This is a genomic window from Streptomyces sp. NPDC002851, from assembly GCF_053591935.1.
The window spans coordinates 113,934-134,458 of record NZ_JBSFUT010000006.1; the positions used below are offsets into that span (position 1 = coordinate 113,934).

At 70.9% G+C, this 20,525-nt stretch carries 15 protein-coding genes; 9 read left to right on the forward strand and 6 right to left on the reverse strand.

From position 1 onward, the window contains the following. Nucleotides 1–127: 127 nt before the first annotated feature. The 5 genes from ACWD10_RS08985 to ACWD10_RS09005 all read left to right on the forward strand — a co-directional run bounded on the left by ACWD10_RS08985 (nucleotide 128) and on the right by ACWD10_RS09005 (nucleotide 7,386). Nucleotides 128–883, forward strand: a complete 756-nt coding sequence (locus tag ACWD10_RS08985) for an NUDIX hydrolase (protein WP_451088531.1) — start codon at nucleotides 128–130, stop codon at nucleotides 881–883. A 572-nt stretch (nucleotides 884–1,455) separates the two neighbouring features. Continuing rightward, nucleotides 1,456–3,309 (forward strand): ATP-binding cassette domain-containing protein, encoded by a 1,854-nt coding sequence (locus ACWD10_RS08990; RefSeq protein WP_451088533.1) that lies wholly within the window; start codon nucleotides 1,456–1,458, stop codon nucleotides 3,307–3,309. A gap of 247 nt (nucleotides 3,310–3,556) precedes the next feature. Continuing rightward, a complete protein-coding gene (locus ACWD10_RS08995; protein ID WP_451088535.1) occupies nucleotides 3,557–4,444 on the forward strand; it encodes a FadR/GntR family transcriptional regulator in 888 nt (295 codons plus the stop codon). Between the two features lie 381 nt (nucleotides 4,445–4,825). Continuing rightward, nucleotides 4,826–6,400, forward strand: a complete 1,575-nt coding sequence (locus tag ACWD10_RS09000; protein WP_451088537.1) for an RNA polymerase sigma factor — start codon at nucleotides 4,826–4,828, stop codon at nucleotides 6,398–6,400. A 134-nt stretch (nucleotides 6,401–6,534) separates the two neighbouring features. Then, a complete protein-coding gene (locus ACWD10_RS09005) occupies nucleotides 6,535–7,386 on the forward strand; it encodes a serine protease (RefSeq protein ID WP_451088539.1) in 852 nt (283 codons plus the stop codon). A gap of 118 nt (nucleotides 7,387–7,504) precedes the next feature. Here ACWD10_RS09005 and ACWD10_RS09010 read toward each other — a convergent pair whose 3' ends face one another. After that, complete coding sequence (locus ACWD10_RS09010) at nucleotides 7,505–7,735, reverse strand: DUF7455 domain-containing protein (protein ID WP_451088540.1); 231 nt, start codon at nucleotides 7,733–7,735, stop codon at nucleotides 7,505–7,507. Between the two features lie 473 nt (nucleotides 7,736–8,208). Here ACWD10_RS09010 and ACWD10_RS09015 point away from each other — a divergent pair, with 473 nt between their 5' ends. The 3 genes from ACWD10_RS09015 to ACWD10_RS09025 all read left to right on the forward strand — a co-directional run bounded on the left by ACWD10_RS09015 (nucleotide 8,209) and on the right by ACWD10_RS09025 (nucleotide 12,581). After that, complete coding sequence (locus ACWD10_RS09015; protein ID WP_451088542.1) at nucleotides 8,209–10,350, forward strand: DNA gyrase/topoisomerase IV subunit B; 2,142 nt, start codon at nucleotides 8,209–8,211, stop codon at nucleotides 10,348–10,350. Nucleotides 10,351–10,494: 144 nt separating this feature from the next. Beyond that, nucleotides 10,495–10,995 carry a DUF485 domain-containing protein gene (locus ACWD10_RS09020; RefSeq protein ID WP_451088544.1) on the forward strand — a complete coding sequence of 167 codons (501 nt, stop codon included), beginning with the start codon at nucleotides 10,495–10,497 and terminating at the stop codon, nucleotides 10,993–10,995. Then, nucleotides 10,992–12,581, forward strand: a complete 1,590-nt coding sequence (locus tag ACWD10_RS09025) for a solute symporter family protein (protein ID WP_451088546.1) — start codon at nucleotides 10,992–10,994, stop codon at nucleotides 12,579–12,581. Before ACWD10_RS09020 ends, ACWD10_RS09025 begins: the two co-directional genes overlap by 4 nt. A 46-nt stretch (nucleotides 12,582–12,627) precedes the next feature. On the opposite strand, the gene ACWD10_RS09030 is transcribed toward ACWD10_RS09025, so the two are convergent. From ACWD10_RS09030 to ACWD10_RS09045, 4 genes are all read right to left on the reverse strand, one after another. Beyond that, complete coding sequence (locus ACWD10_RS09030; protein ID WP_451088548.1) at nucleotides 12,628–13,308, reverse strand: response regulator; 681 nt, start codon at nucleotides 13,306–13,308, stop codon at nucleotides 12,628–12,630. Next, nucleotides 13,305–15,056 (reverse strand): ATP-binding protein, encoded by a 1,752-nt coding sequence (locus ACWD10_RS09035; RefSeq protein ID WP_451088550.1) that lies wholly within the window; start codon nucleotides 15,054–15,056, stop codon nucleotides 13,305–13,307. Before ACWD10_RS09035 ends, ACWD10_RS09030 begins: the two co-directional genes overlap by 4 nt. After that, complete coding sequence (locus ACWD10_RS09040) at nucleotides 15,053–15,283, reverse strand: hypothetical protein (RefSeq protein WP_451088551.1); 231 nt, start codon at nucleotides 15,281–15,283, stop codon at nucleotides 15,053–15,055. Before ACWD10_RS09040 ends, ACWD10_RS09035 begins: the two co-directional genes overlap by 4 nt. A 67-nt stretch (nucleotides 15,284–15,350) precedes the next feature. Beyond that, nucleotides 15,351–16,337, reverse strand: coding sequence for a sucrase ferredoxin (locus tag ACWD10_RS09045; protein WP_451088553.1), 987 nt, complete (start codon nucleotides 16,335–16,337; stop codon nucleotides 15,351–15,353). A gap of 287 nt (nucleotides 16,338–16,624) precedes the next feature. On the opposite strand from ACWD10_RS09045, the gene ACWD10_RS09050 reads away from it, so the two are divergent. After that, nucleotides 16,625–17,785: a CobW family GTP-binding protein gene (locus tag ACWD10_RS09050; RefSeq protein ID WP_451088555.1), complete on the forward strand. Its 1,161-nt coding sequence runs from the start codon at nucleotides 16,625–16,627 to the stop codon at nucleotides 17,783–17,785. 48 nt (nucleotides 17,786–17,833) lie between these two features. Here ACWD10_RS09050 and ACWD10_RS09055 read toward each other — a convergent pair whose 3' ends face one another. Further along, nucleotides 17,834–20,281 (reverse strand): DNA gyrase/topoisomerase IV subunit A, encoded by a 2,448-nt coding sequence (locus tag ACWD10_RS09055; RefSeq protein ID WP_451088557.1) that lies wholly within the window; start codon nucleotides 20,279–20,281, stop codon nucleotides 17,834–17,836. Between the last annotated feature and the right edge of the window lie 244 nt (nucleotides 20,282–20,525).

Below are 20,525 nucleotides of genomic sequence, written 5' to 3' on the forward strand. Positions count from 1 at the left end.
GTGGGAGTGGGGGATGGGGCCGGGGGAAGGGGAGGGGAGGGCGGGGGCGGGGGCCCCACAGAGAAGAGATCGGGCCGAGCGCACTGAAGCGAGTGCTTATCGTCAGGCAGACGACTATGATCGCGGCATGTCACCCTACGACCCGTCGGCCTTTCCGCCCTTTGCTGTCACCGTCGACCTGGTCGTGCTGACCGTGCGCCGTCACGCGCTCTGCGCACTGGCGGTCCGCCGAGGTGAGCCGCCGTTCCAGGGGCGCTGGGCGCTGCCCGGAGGCTTTGTGCGGGCGGACGAGGACCTGGCAGCGGCCGCGGCGCGGGAGCTGACCGAGGAGACGGGCCTGTGCGCGCAGGACCCCGGGACCGTAACCCCGGCGCCGGGCAACGGCGCGCACCTGGAACAGCTGGCCACGTACGGCGATCCGAAGCGGGACCCGCGGATGCGGGTAGTGAGCGTCGCGCACCTCGTGCTGGCCCCGGACCTGCCCGCGCCCCGGGCGGGCGGCGATGCGGACGGCGTGCGGTGGGCGCCGGTCGAGACCCTGCTCGCGGGGCAGGAGGGCGAGCAGAACGGGCCGCTCGCCTTCGATCACGCACAGATCCTGGCGGACGGCGTGGAGCGAGCCCGGTCGAAGATCGAGTACTCCTCGCTCGCGACGGCGTTCTGTCCGCCGGAGTTCACCGTCGGGGAGCTCCGGCGGGTCTACGAGGCCGTGTGGGGCGTGGCCCTCGACCCGCGGAACTTTCACCGCAAGGTGACGGGCACCCCGGGGTTCCTCGTGCCGACCGGCGGCACCACCACGCGGCAGGGCGGCCGTCCCGCGCAGCTCTTCCGGGCCGGCGGCGCAACGCTCCTGAACCCGCCGATGCTCCGCCCGGAAGTCTGACCACCACCACTCCGATCCCAACGCCGACCGCCTGCCACCGCCTCCGGCCGGTACCTGCCCGCACGCCCCGGACAGCGTCCGACAGGCCGCCGCCCCGTACCCCCGTCCCCCCCGGTACCCCCGCACCCCCACAGTTGGCCTGGCACAGGCCCCAACAAGAGCCGCCCAGGCGCCCGGCCCTGCCCTCACCCCGCCGATCCATCCGACTCACCCGATCCACCCGACCCACCACCCAGCATGTCCCTTACGAGTGGCCGCGGAGTCACGGACCCACGGAGCCGCAGGGCAGCAGGGCAGCAAGGCCACAGGGCTACGCGACCGCAGCGCCCCCGGCCCTCCGGCCCCCGGCCCTCCGGCCCCCGCCCCCCGATCCGTACGCCCCACCCCACCCCACCCCTGCCTCGTACGCCGAAATCGCACACGAAGCACGCGCACGCCCGCCCCCCGCCACATGCCTGAAAAGGTAGAAATGTCGCGTTATCTTGCTGCGGTACCAACGGGGTCCGTCCGTCCCCGATCCGGCGGATCGCCCCTGGCCGCCGAGCGGTCGCCACCTTCCCGCGAGAGAAGCGATGATCCAGGCAACCGGACTGACCAGCAATCCCCGCCGGGAGCAGCCGCCCGTAGTGGACGACGTGTCCTTCGAGGCGCGCTCCGGCCGCGTCACCGCGCTGCTCGGCGCCGTCGACGCGGGCACGAACGTCGTCCTGAGGCTGATGCTCGAACTGCAACCGGGCCGCGGCGTCACGTACTTCAGAGGCCGCCCGCTGTGCCGTATTCCGCACCCGTCCCGCGAGGTCGGCATTCTCCTGGGCGATGTGCCGGGCCACCCGTCGCGCACCGTCCGGGGCCAGCTGCGGATGCTCTGCGCGGCGACCGGCGTGCCCGTGTCGCGGGCCGATGAAGTCCTGGAGGTCGTGGGCCTGGTGAGCCTGCGCGACCAGCGCCTCGGCACTCTCTCTCGGGGCATGGACCGTCGGCTCGGCCTTGGCTGTGCCCTGCTCGCCGACCCGCACACGCTCGTCCTCGACGCGCCCGGCGACGGCCTCTCCGCCCGCGAGGGCGCCTGGCTGCACACCGTGCTGCGGGCCCACGCCGACCAGGGCGGCACCGTGCTCTTCACGACCCGGGACCCGAAGGAGGCCGCGCGCGCCGCGGATCACGTCATCACCCTCGACCGGGGCCGGGTTGTCGCCGACCAGGAGGCCGTGGACTTCGCCCGCACCCGGCTCCGCCCCCGCGTCGCCGTCCGCTCCCCGCACGCCGCCCGCCTGGGCGCGCTGCTCACCAAGGAGGCCCGCGCGGGGCGGCGTTCCATCGAGGTCGTACGCGAGGGCGGCAGCAGGCTCTCGGTGTACGGCAGCAACTGTGCGGACGTGGGCGAGACCGCTTTCAAGTACGACGTTCTCCTCCATCAACTCGCCGACGAGGTCGCGGACTCGGGTCCGCCCCGACCTCGGTCGCAGCCTCCGCGGCAACCTCATGAGCACAGGCACGCGCAGCAGTCCGCGCAGGAGTCCGCACAGAAGCCATCCCTCGCCACCTCCTCGACCAGTCCCACCCCGACCCGCACCTCGCCGCCCCGCGGTGGGCTCTCGCCCCGGCCGTCCGACGGTCAACTCTCGCCCTTGCCGCCCCCGATCACCGTCCGCCCGGCCCGTGGACCGCTGCGGCCGCTGCGTTACGAGGTGCGTCGGGCCTTCGGGGTCGGTACCGGGTATCTGACCGCCTTCCTGGTGCTCGCGGCCTCCGCGGTCATCGCCGTGCTGCTCGCCCGGACCGGCCACACCCCGCTGCCCCGGCTGCTCGCCGCCTGGCCGTACGAACTCCCGTTGCCCCCGGCAGCGATGGGCGCCGGGCTGCTCGGCGCGCTCGCGTTCGGCGATGAGTTCCGCTACCCGGCGCTCGCCGCCGACCGCGGCACCGTGCCCCGCAGACTCGGGCTGCTCGTCGCCAAACTCACCGTCGGTGCCGTTACCGCGCTGCTCCTGGCCCTCGCCACCGTGGTGTGCGACGGGGCGCTCTTGTACGTCGTGTATGGCGAGGAAGTGACCAGGCTGCCCGCCGACTGGCCGGTCCTGGTGGCGAGTTGGGTGAGTCTCACGGTCGGCTGTTCCTGGGCCGGGCTGCTTGCCGCCGGAGTCTTCCGGTCCACTACGGCGGGGCTCGCGGCGCTGCTGTGCGTACCGGTTGTTCTGGTGCCCGTGGTGCAGAAGTTGGTTCAGGGGCCGTCCGTGCGGTCTGCCGCCGGTCTGCCCGGGCGGCTTCGCGACCTTGCCCTCGTGCAGTGGCCGGTCAGGGGCGATCGCTATCTGGCCGCCGCCGTGCAGATGTTGGCCCAACCGTTCGCCGGGGCCCTGCTGTTGAGCCTGGTCGCGCTGCTGTCCGCGTACGCCCTGACCGCGCTGCGCGTACGAACCCGCTGAGCTCCGGGCCCGTACCGCGGCATCCGTGTCCACTCCGTGGGGCGGCGATTTCGCGTATACGGGCTCATGCCCCGTTCGTCAACTCGCTCTCCGTACACGGGAGGAGACGGAAGGGGAAGAGAACGCGAGAAGTAACGTCCCTTTTATTTCTATAAGGCGTCAATTGTCGCTAGGTGAGCGATCACCCTTTCGTGTGCTTTTCACCAAAGCCCTCAAGGCGCTTGAGAGCTCAGCCGACAAAGGATCCGTGAGTACCCTTGCGCACACCATGATGACCACCGCCCGCTCCGCCGACTCCGGCCTCGCAGGACCGGGCGAAATCGACCGCTATCCGTATGCCGAGCCCTCCGCAGCGGGCCGCGTCACGGCACCTACTTGGGAGGGACCGGACCCCGAGTTGAACCGCGTCGGACGGCGCGCGGCGGGCAGCCGCGGCCGCGGCCTGCACGGCCAACTCGTCCAACAGCTCGGCCAGATGATCGTTTCGGGAGACCTGGGCGCCGACCGCCCGCTGGTGCCCGAGGAGATCGGCCAGCGCTTCGAGGTGTCCCGCACCGTCGTCCGTGAGTCGCTGCGCGTTCTCGAGGCCAAGGGCCTGGTGAGCGCCCGCCCCAATGTCGGCACGCGCGTGCGCCCGGTCAGCGACTGGAATCTGCTCGACCCGGACATCATCGAGTGGCGCGCCTTCGGGCCGCAGCGCGACGATCAGCGCCGTGAACTCAGCGAGCTGCGCTGGACGATCGAGCCCCTGGCCGCCCGCCTCGCCGCCGGGCACGGGCGCGAGGGCGTGCAGCAGCGGCTCGCCGACCTGGTCGAGATCATGGGGCACGCCCTCGGCCAGGGCGACACGATCACCTTTGCGCGCGCGGACGCCGAGTTCCACTCGCTGCTCATCCAGGTCGCGGGCAACCGCATGCTGGAGCACCTCTCCGGCATCGTCGCCGCCGCCCTTCAGGTCTCCGGCGGCCCGGTGACCGGCTGTGACCGGCCCACCGAGTCGGCCCTCGCGCACCACTCCCGCATCGTCGACGCCCTCTCCGCGGGCGACGGTGCCGCGGCCGAGGCGGCGATGCGTCAACTGCTCACCGTTCACCCGGATGTGGAGCGCGTGGTCCCGGCGCCCCGTGAGCACTGAGCTTCGTACGTTTCTGCGTGTGTTCTCCCTCGTGCGTACAAAAGCGTCCGTTGTCTGAGTGCGCCTCCGCGTCTCACGCTGCGTCGTCGGGCCCCGTTTCGGGTCCGACGGCGCGCTGGCGGGGGCGTATGTCCCTTTAGAAGCTGTTATCGATGGTTACGGGGTGTGACTCGGGCCACGCAGATTGGGCGTAACGCTCCTGCGGGCAGCGCGATGACCTAAGAGTGACAGCGGAGGAGGGAATACAGCTGCCGTTCGCGGCGCTGTGCAGCTCCGAAGCCCCGCCCGCGTCGACGGCCCATCCCCAGTCGTCGGCGAGCGGTCCCGAATCCATCGTGGACGGGACCGGAAGTCGTTTTCCATCGTTCCGAGAGGTTGTTCGTGTCGGCCAGCACATCCCGTACGCTCCCGCCGGAGATCGCCGAGTCCGAGTCTGTGATGGCGCTCATCGAGCGGGGAAAGGCTGAGGGGCAGATCGCCGGCGATGACGTGCGTCGGGCCTTCGAAGCTGACCAGATTCCGGCCACTCAGTGGAAGAACGTTCTGCGCAGCCTCAACCAGATCCTCGAGGAAGAGGGTGTGACGCTGATGGTCAGTGCAGCGGAGTCGCCGAAGCGCGCCCGCAAGAGCGTCGCAGCGAAGAGTCCGGCCAAGCGCACCGCTACGAAGACCGTGGCGGCCAAGTCGGCGACCGTGGCGAAGAAGACCGCCGCAGCCACCGCCGCTGCCGCCGCGCCCGAGTCGCCTGCCGGTGCGGCAGCGGCCGAAGAGGCCGCCGCGCCTGCCAAGAAGGCCGCCGCCAAGAAGACGGCAGCCAAGAAGACCGTGGCAAAGAAGACCGCGGCGAAGAAGACGACCGCCAAGAAGACGGCGGCCAAGAAGGACGAAGAGCTCCTGGGCGGCCTCGACGAGGCGGCCGAGGAGACCCCGGCGCCGCCCGTCGCCGGTAAGCCCGGTGAGGAAGAGGAGGAGGCCGGCGAGAAGGGCTTCGTCATCTCGGACGACGACGAGGACGACGCCCCCGCGCAGCAGGTCGCCGTGGCCGGCGCCACCGCGGACCCGGTCAAGGACTACCTCAAGCAGATCGGTAAGGTCCCGCTGCTCAACGCCGAGCAGGAGGTCGAGCTCGCCAAGCGCATCGAGGCCGGTCTGTTCGCCGAGGACAAGCTGGCCAACTCCGACAAGCTCGCCCCCAAGCTCAAGCGCGAGCTGGAGATCATCGCCGAGGACGGCCGCCGCGCCAAGAACCACCTCCTGGAGGCCAACCTCCGTCTGGTGGTCTCCCTGGCCAAGCGCTACACCGGCCGCGGCATGCTCTTCCTGGACCTGATCCAGGAGGGCAACCTCGGTCTGATCCGCGCGGTCGAGAAGTTCGACTACACCAAGGGCTACAAGTTCTCCACGTATGCCACCTGGTGGATCCGTCAGGCGATCACCCGCGCCATGGCCGACCAGGCCCGCACCATCCGTATCCCGGTGCACATGGTCGAGGTCATCAACAAGCTCGCGCGCGTGCAGCGCCAGATGCTCCAGGACCTGGGCCGCGAGCCCACCCCGGAGGAGCTGGCCAAGGAACTCGACATGACCCCGGAGAAGGTCATCGAGGTCCAGAAGTACGGTCGCGAGCCCATCTCGCTGCACACCCCGCTCGGCGAGGACGGCGATAGCGAGTTCGGTGACCTCATCGAGGACTCCGAGGCGGTCGTCCCGGCCGACGCGGTCTCCTTCACGCTCCTCCAGGAGCAACTGCACTCCGTCCTGGACACGCTCTCCGAGCGCGAGGCGGGCGTCGTCTCCATGCGCTTCGGTCTCACCGACGGTCAGCCGAAGACCCTCGACGAGATCGGCAAGGTGTACGGCGTCACGCGCGAGCGCATCCGCCAGATCGAGTCCAAGACCATGTCGAAGCTGCGCCACCCGTCGCGCTCCCAGGTGCTGCGGGACTACCTCGACTGAGGCATTCCGCATCGAAGTACGCCAGGGCCCGGACTCCCCGAGAGGGGGTTCGGGCCCTGGCGTTTGCGGGTGCGCGGTGACGTGCTCTGCATAACGTTGAGTGTGTCGGTGGCAACTCAACGTTAGGAGCGAGTATGCATCGTCGTCCCTTTGGCAGAGCTCTCCCCGGGGCCCTGGCCCTGCTTACGGCGGCGGTTCTGGGCCCGGCGGGTGGTGCGGTCGCGGATGAGGGCGTCATCGGGGGGAGTCCGGTGCGGGCGTCGGATGCGCCGTGGGCGGTGGCGCTGGCCAGCCGTGACCGGTTCGGCGGTACGCGGGACGGGCAGTTCTGCGGCGGGGCGGTGATCGGGCGGCGGACCGTGCTGACCGCGGCGCACTGCGTGAGCGAGCAGGCGCTCGGCGTCCCGCTCAGCGAGGTGAGCGATCTGCGGGTGATCCAGGGCCGCAGCGAGCTGGGGAGCGACGCGGGGCGTGAGGTGGCGGTCACCAGGGTGAAGGTCAACCCGGACTACGACAGCCGCACCAATGCCGGTGACTTCGCCGTGCTCGAACTGGCCCGGGCGCTGCCCGCGTCGTCCGTGATCTCGATGGCGGAGTCGGGGGACCCTGCGTACGCGCCCGGGACCGCGGCCGCTGTGTACGGCTGGGGCGATATGACGGGCTCCGGTGACTATGCGCGCAGCCTGCGGGCCGCGCGTGTGACGGTGCAGCGGGACACCGTCTGCGCGGAGGCGTACGACAACAGCGCGGAAGGCACGTATGTGCGGGAGTCGATGCTGTGCGTCGGGGAGGACCAGGGCGGGCGGGACGCCTGCCAGGGGGACAGCGGGGGGCCGCTGGTGGCGCGGGGGCGTCTGGTCGGCCTTGTTTCCTGGGGCAGGGGCTGCGGCCAGGCCGGAAGCCCGGGCGTCTACACGCGCGTTTCGGAGGTCGTGCAGCAGGTTTCGTCCGTCGTGCGGGGCGCGGTGGGCGTGCCGCGGGGGTAAGGATGAGCTTCCCCTCAGTGATCGACGGGTATGAGAACGGGCGGCCGCCCCTGGTCTTCAGGGGCGGCCGCCCGTTCGTCGGCCCGGGGCCGACGCAGGCTCGTCGGGGTGCGAGGTGTCAGCGTTCCTCGTCTTCGGCGCTTACCGGAGGGGCGGTGAGCCGCTCCGTCTCGTCCTGTATCTCAGCGGCGATCTTCTTGAGTTCCGGCTCGAACTTGCGGCCATGGTGGGCGCAGAAGAGCAGTTCACCACCGCTCAACAGGACGACGCGCAGGTAGGCCTGAGCGCCGCAGCGGTCGCAGCGATCGGCGGCCGTCAGCGGGGTCGCGGGGGTCAGAACAGTAGTCACGTCGCCTCTTCTCTAGCTCGACGAGCTGTCGTACCAGGGTCAACATCCAACCAGGCCGAAAACGTTCCCGCTCGAGGCTCTTTCTCGAAAATTTTCTTCCGAGTGGCTGTCTGCTGCCGGGTGGCGGCGAATGTGCCGTATTACGTCTTCTACGGTTTTCGCGTGCAGTGCCGGGTTGCTGGTGGAGTCCGGTTGTCGGTCGTGTCGGTCATGTCGCGTCCTCTCCGACCGGGAGTGGCCGGTTGTTCATGAGGACGTGCCCGGAGCCTAAATGGTTCATGCCTGGTTGGGAACGTGATATCCGCATCACCCCATCGAGGGATCGAACGTACGTGCGTCTCTGGACTAGGCTGAGATCTGGTGAGGGTGGCGTTACAACGGCTCAACCGGGCCTCGGTACCCTCTCACCGGCAACCCACAGTGGACCCTCTCTTTTCAGGGCCCGATAAGAAATTCAGCGAGGAGCGAAACGCGTGACCGCCGAGACGTCCGTGCCGTCCACAGCGCTGCTGACCGGAGCAGACCGGGACGGTTCCAACTACACCGCGCGGCACCTGCTCGTCCTCGAGGGGCTCGAGGCCGTCCGCAAGCGCCCTGGCATGTACATCGGGTCCACCGACAGCCGTGGCCTGATGCACTGCCTCTGGGAGATCATCGACAACTCCGTCGACGAGGCCCTCGGTGGCTACTGCGACCACATCGAGGTGATCCTGCACGAGGACGGCTCGGTGGAGGTCCGGGACAACGGCCGCGGCATCCCCGTCGACGTCGAGCCCAAGACCGGCCTGTCCGGTGTCGAGGTCGTCATGACCAAGCTGCACGCCGGCGGCAAGTTCGGCGGTGGCTCCTACGCCGCCTCCGGCGGCCTGCACGGCGTGGGCGCGTCCGTGGTGAACGCGCTCTCGGCCCGCCTCGACGTCGAGGTCGACCGCGGCAGCAAGACCCACTCGATCAGCTTCCGGCGCGGGGTGCCCGGCAAGTTCGCCAAGACCGGCGCCGACGCCGCCTTCGAGCCGGGCGGCGGCCTCGTCAAGGGCAAGCGCATCCCCAAGGACCGCACCGGCACGCGCGTGCGCTACTGGGCCGACCGCCAGATCTTCCTCAAGGACGCCCGGCTCTCCCTGGAGACGCTGCACCAGCGGGCCCGCCAGACCGCCTTCCTGGTGCCCGGCCTGACCATCGTCGTACGTGACGAGCGCGGACCCGCCAAGGACGCCGACGGTGCGGCGGCCGAGGGCAAGAGCGTGGAGACGTTCCGCTTCGACGGCGGCATCAGCGAGTTCTGCGAGTACCTCGCCCAGGACAAGCCGATCTGCGACGTGCAGCGACTGAGCGGCCAGGGCACCTTCAAGGAGACCGTGCCGGTCCTCGACGAGCTCGGTCACATGACGCCCACCGAGGTCACCCGCGAGCTCGGCGTCGACATCGCGCTGCGCTGGGGCACCGGGTACGACACCACGATCAAGTCCTTCGTCAACATCATCGCCACCCCCAAGGGCGGCACCCATGTGACCGGCTTCGAACGCTCCGTGACGAAGACGTTCAACGAGGTGCTGCGCTCCCAGAAGCTGCTCCGCGTCGCCGAGGACGACATCGTCAAGGACGACGCCCTGGAGGGGCTCACCGCGGTGGTGACCGTGCGGCTCGCCGAGCCGCAGTTCGAGGGGCAGACCAAGGAGGTGCTCGGCACCTCGGCGGCCAACCGGATCGTGTCCCAGGTGGTCGCCAAGGAGCTCAAGGCGTTCCTGACCTCCACCAAGAGGGACGCCAGGGCGCAGGCCCGCGCGGTCATGGAGAAGGCCGTCGCCGCCGCCCGCACCCGGATCGCCGCCCGTCAGCACAAGGAGGCGCAGCGCCGCAAGACGGCCCTCGAGTCGTCCTCGCTGCCCGCCAAGCTGGCCGACTGCCGCAGTGACGACGTGGACCGCAGCGAGCTGTTCATCGTCGAGGGTGACTCCGCGCTCGGCACGGCCAAGCTCGCGCGGAACTCCGAGTTCCAGGCGCTCCTGCCGATCCGCGGCAAGATCCTCAACGTTCAGAAGGCATCCGTCTCGGACATGCTGAAGAACGCCGAGTGCGGCGCCATCATCCAGGTCATAGGAGCCGGGTCCGGGCGGACCTTCGACATCGACGCCGCGCGGTACGGAAAGATCATCCTGCTCGTCGACGCCGATGTCGACGGAGCCCACATCCGGATCCTGCTCCTGACGCTCTTCCAGCGCTATATGCGGCCGATGGTGGAGGCGGGCCGGGTCTTCGCCGCCGTACCGCCGCTGCACCGGATCGAACTGGTCCAGCCCAAGAAGGGCCAGGAGAAGTACGTGTACACGTACTCGGACAACGAACTGCGCTCCACGCTCCTGGAGTTCGAGCGCAAGGGCATCCGCTACAAGGACTCGATCCAGCGGTACAAGGGCCTCGGCGAAATGGACGCGGACCAGCTCGCGGAGACCACGATGGACCCGCGCTACCGCACCCTGCGCCGGATCAACATCAGCGACCTGGAGTCCGCGGAGGGCGTCTTCGACCTGCTGATGGGCAACGAGGTCGCGCCGCGCAAGGAGTTCATCACGACCTCCGCGGCGACCCTCGACCGGTCGCGGATCGACGCCTGAGAGTTCAACGCCTCGGGTGAGTGGCGCTGTTGCGGCGTCACTCACCCGATGTGGTGAAGCAGGCGGATTGAAGCGTCCGGGATCTTCCCGTTCTGTCCATCCTTGGGCTCACGGCCGAACAGGGCCGGGGACGAGGAGAGTTCGGTGGAGAAGCACGAAGAGCGCGACTGCCCAGCCGTGGGTCGGCTCGGCAGTCCCGGAGATCTCGCCGACCCCTGGTGCGACGCGCTGGCCTCCGGCTGGGGCGAGCTCGACGGCACCGGCGCACCCGCCCCCGTCGTCCCGCACCCGCGCGGGGCGCCACAGGAGCAGGCCGAACGGGCCGCGGACATCTATCTGGAGGTCCAGGGCAGCCCCGCCTTTCAGGAGGTGCGCGGCCGCTACCGAGGGTTCGTGATTCCCGCGGTCGCGCTCTTCTTCAGTTGGTACCTCGGCTATGTCGTCGCCGCGACCACGGCCCCCGCGTTCATGGGGCGGACGGTGGTCGGCTCGGTCAATGTGGCGATGCTCGCGGGACTCGGGCAGTTCCTCAGCACCTTCCTGCTCACCTGGGCGTACGCCCGCCATGCCCGTCTGCGCCGCGACCGGGCCGCCCTCGAACTGCGCTGGGACACCCAGGAGTTGACCCGAGGAACCGAGCGGTGACCGGCGACCACCAGATGCTCGCACTGCTCCTGTTCAGCGCGTTCGTCGCCGCCACCCTGGCGATCACCCGCTGGGCGAGCCGGGTCCGGCACGGCTCCGCCGAGGAGTTCTATGCCGGAGGGCGGCTGTTCTCGCCACTGGAGAACGGTTTCGCCATCGCCGGTGACTACATGTCCGCCGCGTCGTTCCTCGGCATCGCGGGCCTGATCGTGCTCTACGGCTACGACGGGCTGCTCTACGCCGTCGGCTTCCTGGTGGCCTGGCTGTTCGTCCTCTTCCTGGTGGCCGAACTGGTGCGTAACTGCGGGCGGTTCACCCTCGCCGATGTCGTCGCCGCCCGGATGCGGGAGCGCCCGGTACGGATCGCGGTCGGCAGCTCCTCCGTCACCGTGTCCGTCCTGTACCTGGTCGCGCAGATGGTGGGCGCGGGCAGCCTGGTCGCGCTGCTGCTCGGCGGCACCGGCCGGGCGCAGCTGTGGACCGTGGTCGGCGTCGGCGTCCTGATGGTCGTGTACGTCGCGTGGGGCGGCATGCGGGCCACCACCTGGATCCAGATCGTCAAGGCCGTCCTGCTCATGGGCGGCGCCATCGCGCTCACGGTGCTCGTCCTGGTGCGCTTCCAGGGCAACCTCGACGCAGTTCTCCGTACCGCCGCCGACCGCAGCGGCCACGGCGAAAGGTTCCTCCTGCCAGGACTGAAGTACGGGCAGGACTGGACCGCACGCTTCGACTTCATCAGCCTCGGGCTCGCCCTGGTGCTCGGCACCGCGGGGCTCCCGCACATCCTGTCCCGCTTCTACACCGTGCCCACGGCGCGGGCCGCCCGCCGCTCGGTCGTCTGGGCCATCAGCCTCATCGGCGGCTTCTACCTGATGACGATCGTGCTCGGCTTCGGTGCCGCCGCGGTCGTCGGCCCGGATGCGGTACGCGACTCCAACTCGGCCGGGAACACGGCGATTCCGCTGCTCTCCCTCGCGTTGGGAGGCGGCCCGGACTCCACCGGCGGAACGGTTCTGTTCGCGGTCGTGGCGGCCGTTGCCTTCGCCACGATCCTGGCCGTGGTCGCCGGAATCACGCTCGCCTCCTCGGCCTCCGTGGCACACGACCTGTACGCCTCGCTGCGCCGCAAGCGGGCCGAGCAGCGCAGCGAGGTGGCCGTGGCGCGGGTCGCCGCCGTCGGCATCGGTGCCGTGGCCATCGCCCTCGCGCTGCTCGCCCGCGACCTGAACGTGGCGTTCCTGGTGGGTCTCGCCTTCGCGGTCGCCGCCTCGGCCAATCTGCCCGTTCTCCTGTACTCGCTGTTCTGGCGCCGCTTCACCACACAGGGCGCGATCTGGTCGGTGTACGGCGGTCTCGTCTCGGCCGTCGTCCTTGTGGTGCTCTCACCCGTGGTTTCCGGCACCCCGGAGGCGATCTTTCCCGGTGTCGACTTCGCGCTCTTCCCGCTGGAGAATCCGGGACTCGTCTCCATTCCGCTCGGCTTCCTGGCCGGTCGGCTCGGCACGGCCCTGTCGACGGAGCCGCCGGATGCCGCCAAGCACGCCGAGACCGAGGTGCGCTCGCTCACGGGTGCCGGGGCGGTGTGAGGGCCCCCCTACGGCGCTCAGACGCTCGGAGGCGCTCAGAGGCCCTCTACAGGCCGCTGGTGGCCCATTCGTAGCGGTGCTCGGGGCGGCCCGTGTCGCCGTAGCGCAGGGTGAGGCGGACGCGGCCGGAGCGCTCCAGGAGCTTGAGGTAGCGCTGTGCGGTCTGGCGGCTGACGCCGGTGCGCTCGGCGACCTCCTGTGCCGAGAGCGCGCCCTCCGCGGCGAGGAGTTCGCGGCGCACCAGGGCGGCCGTGCCCGGGGAGTGGCCCTTGGGCAGCTCCGGCGCGGGGGTCGCGGACAGGGCGCCGAAGATCCGGTCCACCTCGGCCTGTTCGGCCTCGCCGCCGTCGTCCAGGGTGCGGCGGAGCCGGGCGTACGCCTCCAGCTTGGCGCGCAGGCCCGCGAAGGTGAACGGCTTGACCAGGTACTGCAGGGCCCCGTGCCGCATCGCCGCCTGCACCGTGGCCACGTCCCGCGCCGCCGTCACCATGATCACGTCGGTCTGGTGGCCGCGCTCGCGCAGTCGGCGCACCACCGCGAGGCCGGTCTCGTCCGGCAGGTAGTGGTCGAGCAGGACGAGGTCGACCGGCCCCTGCTCGACCAGGCGGAGCGCTTCGGCGGCGCTGTGGGCGCGGGCGACTGCTCGGAAACCGGCCACCTTGTCGACGTAGGCGGCGTTGACGCCCGCGACCCGCACATCGTCGTCCACGACCAGGACATTGATCATCCGGACTCCACGGTGGTGTTGAACGGCGGCTCGGGGGCGGCGTCGTGGTGCGGAGCGCGCTCGTGCGGAGTGCCCTCGTGCGGAGCGCGTCGCTCGTGCGGAGTGCGCTCGTCCAGGGGCGGTCCGTCCGGGGCGAGCTCGGGTGCTGCCAGGGCTTCCGGCAGTACGACGGTGAACTCGGCGCCGCCGCCCTGCGCTTCGTCCACGCGCGCGCTGCCGCCCTGCCGCTCGGCCAGGCGGTGCACCAGGGCGAGGCCGATGCCGCGCTTGCCGTGGGCCGGGGGCTCCTTGGTCGACCAGCCCTCGGTGAAGATCAACTCTCGGTGTTCCGGCGGCACTCCGGGTCCCGAGTCCCGCACCCGCAGCTCGACCCCACGGCCACCGGCCTCGACCCGCAACGCCACCTCCACGCGCGCGTGCGGGGTGCCCATGGCCGCGTCCAGGGCATTGTCGACCAGGTTGCCGACGATCGTGACCAGGTCCTGCGGGTCGATCAGACGGTCAGGCAGGCGGGTGTCGTCGGAGAGGCACAGCGAGACGCCGCGTTCCGCCGCGACCGTGGCCTTGCCGACGAGGAGCGCCGCGAGCAACGGGTCCCGCAGCTTCTCGGTGATCTGCTCGGCGGTGGCGCGGTGGGCGCCGACCGTCTCGCCGACGAACTCCACGGCATCGTCGTACATCTCCAGCTCGAGCAGCCCGAGCAGGGTGTGCAGATGGTTGGCGTGCTCGTGGTCCTTGGCGCGCAGCGCGTCGATCAGGCCGCGGGTCGAGTCCAGCTCGCGGCCCAGGCGCTCCAGTTCGGTGCGGTCGCGCAGGGTGGCGACGGCGCCGCCGTCGTCGGTCGGCATGCGGTTGGCGACCAGGACGCGTTGGCCGCGCACGGTGAGCAGATCGGTGCCGGTGACCCGGCCCGCGAGCACCTCGGTGGTACGGCCGGTGCCGAGCGCCTCGTCCACGGACTTGCCGATCGCCTCCGGGCCGAGCGTGAGCAACCGCTGCGCCTCGTCATTGAGCAGCCGGATCCGGCCACCTCGGTCGAGGGCGACGACGCCCTCGCGGATGCCGTGCAGCATTGCCTCGCGCTCGGCGAGCAGCGCCGAGATATCGGAGAATGCCAGGTCACGGGTCTGCCGCTGAACCCTCCGGGAGATCAGATAGGCGGCGAGCGCCCCGACGGCCAGGGCACCGCCCGCGTACGCGAAGAGCCCGGGGATGGCGTGAAGGAGACGGTCGCGGACGTTGTCGTACTCGATGCCGACCGACACGGCGCCGACGATGCGGCCCTCGGTGTCCCGCAGCGGGACCTTGCCGCGGGCGGAGCGGCCGAGGGTGCCGCTGTCGATCTGCATCACCTCGCGCCCGGCGAGCGCCTCGCTGGGGTCGGTCGAGACGTGCCGGCCGACCTCGGAGGGGGTGGCGTGGGACCAGCGGACGCCCCGGGTATCCATGATCACTACGTACTCGGCGCCGGTGGCCTTACGGATCCGCTCCGCCTCGGCCTGCACCGGACCGTCGGCCGTGGGCGGCGTTTCCACCAGGTCCTCGACGACCTGCGGCTGCGCGGCCGTCGTCTGCGCGATGGCGAGGGCGCGGCGCATCGCCTGGTCGTCCATCTGCTCGCTCAGCGGCGCGAGAAAGAGCCCGGTGGCGAGGACGGCCACACCGGCGGCGATGGCCAGCTGCATCAGCAGAATCTGCGAGAAGGCGCGCCGGGGGAGGCCGATACGCAGGCGACGGGCCGCGCTCATCCGGTGGCTCCGGTGGCTCCGGAGATCCGGGGGCGGGTGGTGCGGGGCGTGCCGTTCGCGAGGGGTGTGCCGTCCGTCGTACGGGGCGTGCCCAGGGGGCCGGTCGCGGCGGTCGTGCTGAGCGCGGCACGGTGGGTGCCCGCGGCGGTTGGGCCGAGCGCGGCACGGTGGGTGCCCGCGGCGCGGCTGTGCGCTGCGCGGGTGCCCCCTGTCCGGCCTTGAGTCATGACTCATCACGGTACGGGGCGGGACGGGCCGGTCCGCAAAAGTGTGGCCTGGGTCACGGGCGGGTGCTCACGCGCTGCGCGCCGCACCGGCCGCCCCCGCCACCGGCCCGGCCGGACCCGTCCCCGCGCCCGGAACCTCCCGCACGGACACGACGTCCATCCGCGCGGGCGACCCCAGGGCAGAGCCGCAGCTCTCCGGCCGCGGCGGCAGCGAGGCGCCCTGGGCCACCGTGACCCGCCAGCGGCGGCCGTCGGTGTGGTCGACGGTCACCTCCCAGCGCGGGGCGGCGCCCTGGCTGCGTACGACCGCGAGCACGCCCGCACGGTCCTCGCCGGTCGCCCGGCGCACCGCGAGCTCCGCGGCCTGCCCCGGGCGGTCCCAGGCGGAGCAGCCGCGGCAGCCGCCGGTGCCGATGCGCCCGGCGGCCGCGGCCGCGAGCACGTCCTTGACGGTCGCGGCGTCGGCCCTGCCGTACGCGTAGCCGTACGGGAGCACGAGCAGCGTGGGCGAGAAGCGGTGGCCGCCGAGGTGGGTGACCTCCCAGACGCCCGGCTCTCCGGCGGCGGCCAGATCGGTGGCGAGGGGGCGGCCGAGCAGGGCGCAGCAGCGGTCGCGCTTGCCGTTGGTGCAGACGAGGGCGAGCGGGGCACCGGTGTGCGGCACGGCGCCGAGCACCGTGTCGAAGCTGGTGGCGTCGCCCGCGCCGAGCGCCGCGAAGTCGAGCCGGAGCAGCTCCGCGGGGTCCTCGGTGACGGCGGCGTGGCACCACAGCCGCGCGGAGCGGGGGTCGACGTGGGCGGCGAAGACCCGCCGCCGCGTCGGGGTGTGACCGTCGGCGTGCCGACCGGGGCGGCGGATCAGGGCCACGCGGACGCCGGTGCCCTCGGCGGCGGCCTCCAGGGCGCGGCCCACGGCCGGGTCGAGGTGGCTGGCGGTGAGCGTCTTGGCGCCCCACGGCCCTGGCTGTTCGAGGAGCAGCCAGGTCGTCGCCGGGGCCGCGGTGCCGGCGAGCGGCTCGTCCAGGTCCCGCGAGGCGGTCGCGCACGTACTCACGAAGGTGAGCCTAGCCTTTGTCTCCCGTCTCACGTATTGGCACCTTCAGCCCCGGTTGCTGCTTCTGGGGGCTGCGCCCCCAGACCCCCCTTGTCGCGCTAGACCAGGGGTGGCGCGTAGCGCCTCGGTTGAGGGTGGTGGTGGGAGACGGGCGGGCGCGCTCGTCCTCAAACGCCGGACGGGCTGATTGTGGACCCACTCGTCCTGAGCCACCGGACGGACGTCGCTGATCCTCCACGCCTATCCTGAAGCGCGGCAGTCCGCCGGTCCGTCCAGAAGGGTGCAGTGTGAGCAAGCGGCAGATTCCGGTCGTCGTCCTCGCGGGGTTTCTGGGTTCGGGCAAGACGACGCTCCTGAATCAGCTGCTGCGGCACAGCGGCGGCAACCGGATCGGCGTCGTCGTCAATGACTTCGGCGCCATCGAGATCGACGCCATGTCGGTCGCGGGGCAGGTCGGTTCGACCGTGTCGCTCGGCAACGGGTGTCTGTGCTGCGCTGTGGACGGCAGCGAGCTCGACACGTATCTGGAGAAGCTCACCCGGCCTTCGGTCGGCCTCGACGTGATCGTCATCGAGGCGAGCGGGCTCGCCGAGCCGCAGGAGCTGATCCGGATGCTGCTCGGCAGCGACAACCCGCGCATCGTGTACGGCGGGCTCGTGGAGGTCGTCGACGCCGCCGAGTTCGACGCCACCAGGGAGCGGCATCCGGAGCTCGACCGGCATCTCGCGCTCGCGGACCTGGTGGTCCTGAACAAGACGGACCGTGTCGACGAGGCGGCCGCGGAGCGGCTCCGCGCCCTGGTGCAGGGGCTCGCCGACGGTGCGGCCGTTGTCGGGTCGACGTATGGACGTATCGACCCGGAGCTGCTCTTCGATGCCAAGCCGAAGGGGGAGCGCTTCGGACAACTCTCCTTCGACGACCTGGACTTGGAAACGGACGTGGACGTGGACCTGGACTCGGACCTTCCGGATGACGGGCACCAGGGCGGCTGTGCCAACCACGGGCACGGCCATCTGCATGCCGCCTATGAGAGTGTCTCGTTCACCGCGGACGCGCCCCTGCACCCGCGCCGTCTGCTCGACTTCCTCGACGAGCGGCCCGAGGGGCTCTACCGCATCAAGGGGTTCGTGGACTTCGGGGCGTACGACCCGCGCAACCGCTACACGCTGCACGCGGTCGGCCGCTTCCTGCGGTTCTACCCGGAGCGCGCGCCCGCGGCAGATGGCGGGCCCGGCACCCAACTCGTCCTGATCGGCTCGGACATCGACGCCGAGAAGCTGCGCGCCCGGCTCGACGGCTGCCGGGACACGGTGCCCCAGGGCGACGTACGACCCGAGGCCCTGTGGGGCGTACTCCGGTACGTCCAGGAGCCATCGGACGGGCCGGACGCCTCCGCTGATGCGGACGCCCCCGATGATGCGGACGAGTTGGCGGCGGACCCGGCGTAACCACCGGATCCGCCGCCCCTACGGGGTGTGCCGCGCTGAGCGGAACCCCTACACCGGCCCCGCCACCACCGCCACCGGCTTCGGCAGGGAGACGCCCGAGCCGTCGCGGCGGGGGTCGGTCTCGGGGAGCTGGGCGGGCGAGCCGTTCTTCTGCGCCGCCCTCGCCGGGGTCGGGCCCGCCCAGGCGAACGCGAGGCAGTCCTCGCCCTTCAGGAACCGCTGGCAGCGCACGCCGCCGGTGGCCCGGCCCTTGCGCGGGTACTGGTCGAACGGGGTGATCTTGGCGGTGGTCTGTACCGAGTCGTCGAGCGTGCCGCGCGAACCGGCCACCGTGAACACCATTGCGTCCACCGCCGGATCCACCGTCGTGAACGAGATCACCTTGGCGCCCGTGGTGAGCTTGACGCCCGCCATGCCGCCCGCCGGACGGCCCTGCGGGCGCACCTGCGAGGCCTGGTAGCGAAGGAGCTGGGCGTCGTCCGTGATGAAGACCAGGTCCTCCTCGCCGGTGCGCAGCTCGGCCGCGCCCACGATCCGGTCGCCCTCCTTGAGGGTGATGACCTCCAACTCCTCCCGGTTGGCCGGGTAGTCGGGCACCACGCGCTTGACCACGCCCTGCTCGGTGCCGAGCGCGAGCCCCGGTGAGGACTCGTCGAGCGTCATCAGGCAGACCAGCTTCTCGTCCGCCTCCAGGGGCAGGAACTCCGAAACCGGCGCCCCGCCCGCGAGGTTCGCGGCCGTCTCCGGGAGCTGGGGCAGATCGATCACGTTGAGCCGCAGCAGGCGGCCCGTCGAGGTCACCGCGCCCACCTCGCCGCGCTGGGTCGCGGGGACCGCGGAGACGATCACGTCGTGCTTGGTGCGCTTGGCGTCCGCGTCGAAGGAGACCTCGCCCGTGGCCGTACGCGCGAGAAGTCCCGTCGACGACAGCAGCACCCGGCACGGGTCGTCGGCGACCTCCAGGGGCACCGCGGTCACCGGGGCGCCCGCGGACTCCACCAGCTCGGTGCGCCGCTCGGTGCCGAACTTCTTGGCCACCGCGGCGAGTTCGCCGGAGACCAGCTTGCGCAGCTCGGCGTCGGACTCCAGGACCTTGGTGAGCTCCTCGATCTCGCTGTTCAGGCGGTCCTGCTCCGCCTCGAGGTCCAGGCGGTCGTACTTGGTCAGACGGCGCAGCGGGGTGTCCAGGATGTACTGCGTCTGCGTCTCGCTCAGTGAGAAGCGCTCCATCAGGCGCTCCTTGGCCTGTGCGGAGTTCTCGCTGGAGCGGATGAGGCGGATCACCTCGTCGATGTCGATCAGCGCGGTGAGCAGGCCCTCTACGAGGTGCAGCCGGTCGCGCTTCTTGCCGCGGCGGAACTCGCTGCGGCGGCGTACGACATTGAAGCGGTGGTCGAGGTAGACCTCCAGGAGCTCCTTGAGGCCGAGCGTGAGGGGCTGGCCGTCCACAAGCGCCACGTTGTTGATACCGAAGGACTCCTCCATCGGCGTCAGCTTGTAGAGCTGCTCCAGGACGGCCTCCGGGACGAAGCCGTTCTTGACCTCGATGACCAGGCGCAGGCCGTGGGCGCGGTCGGTGAGGTCCTTGACGTCCGCGATGCCCTGGAGCTTCTTGTTCCCGACCAGGTCCTTGATCTTGGAGATGACCTTCTCGGGGCCGACGGTGAAGGGGAGTTCGGTGACGACGAGGCCCTTGCGGCGCGCCGTCACGTTCTCGATGGTCACCTTCGCGCGGATCTTGAAGCTGCCGCGGCCGGTGGCGTACGCGTCCTTGATGCCGCTCAGGCCGACGATCTTGCCGCCGGTGGGCAGGTCGGGGCCCGGGATGTGCTTCATCAGCGTCTCGAGGTCGGCGCCCGGGTGCTTGATCAAGTGGCGGGCGGCGGCGATGACCTCGCCGAGGTTGTGCGGCGCCATGTTGGTGGCCATGCCGACGGCGATGCCCGACGCGCCGTTCACCAGGAGGTTCGGGTACGCCGCCGGGAGCGCGACCGGCTCCTTCTCCTGGCCGTCGTAATTGGGCGTGAAGTCGACCGTGTCCTCGTCGATCGACTCCGTCATCAGGGACGTCGCGTTCGCCATCCGCGCCTCGGTGTACCGCATGGCGGCGGGCGGGTCGTCGTTCCCGAGCGAGCCGAAGTTGCCGTGGCCGTCGACCAGCGGGACGCGCATCGAGAAGGGCTGGGCCATGCGGACCATGGCGTCGTAGATCGACGCGTCGCCGTGCGGGTGCAACTTACCCATGACCTCGCCGACCACGCGCGCGCACTTCACATAGCCGCGGTCGGGGCGCAGGCCCATCTCGTTCATCTGGTACACGATGCGGCGCTGCACCGGCTTCATGCCGTCGCGGGCGTCGGGCAGGGCGCGGGAGTAGATGACCGAGTAGGCGTACTCGAGGAAGGAGCCCTGCATCTCGTCGACGACGTCGATGTCGAGGATCCTCTCCTCGAAGTCGTCGTCCGGCGGTGGGGTCTTCGTGCTGCGGCGGGCCATCGCTGCTGCGGCTCCTTCACGTCCTGTACGGGGCAATCTCCAGTTCTGACGCGGACCATTGTGGACCGCGCCACTGACAACGCGGACCGCGACCCGTCCGATGAGGTCGGGTGGCGGCTGCTGAGGCCGTCGACCGCGCGCCGCGGACGCCCCGATCCGGGGACGGGAACTTCGCCAGATGTCCGCGCGCTTGCATACAGTGACAGGACTGTCCTGACGTGCGTCATCGACGCAATCCCACAAC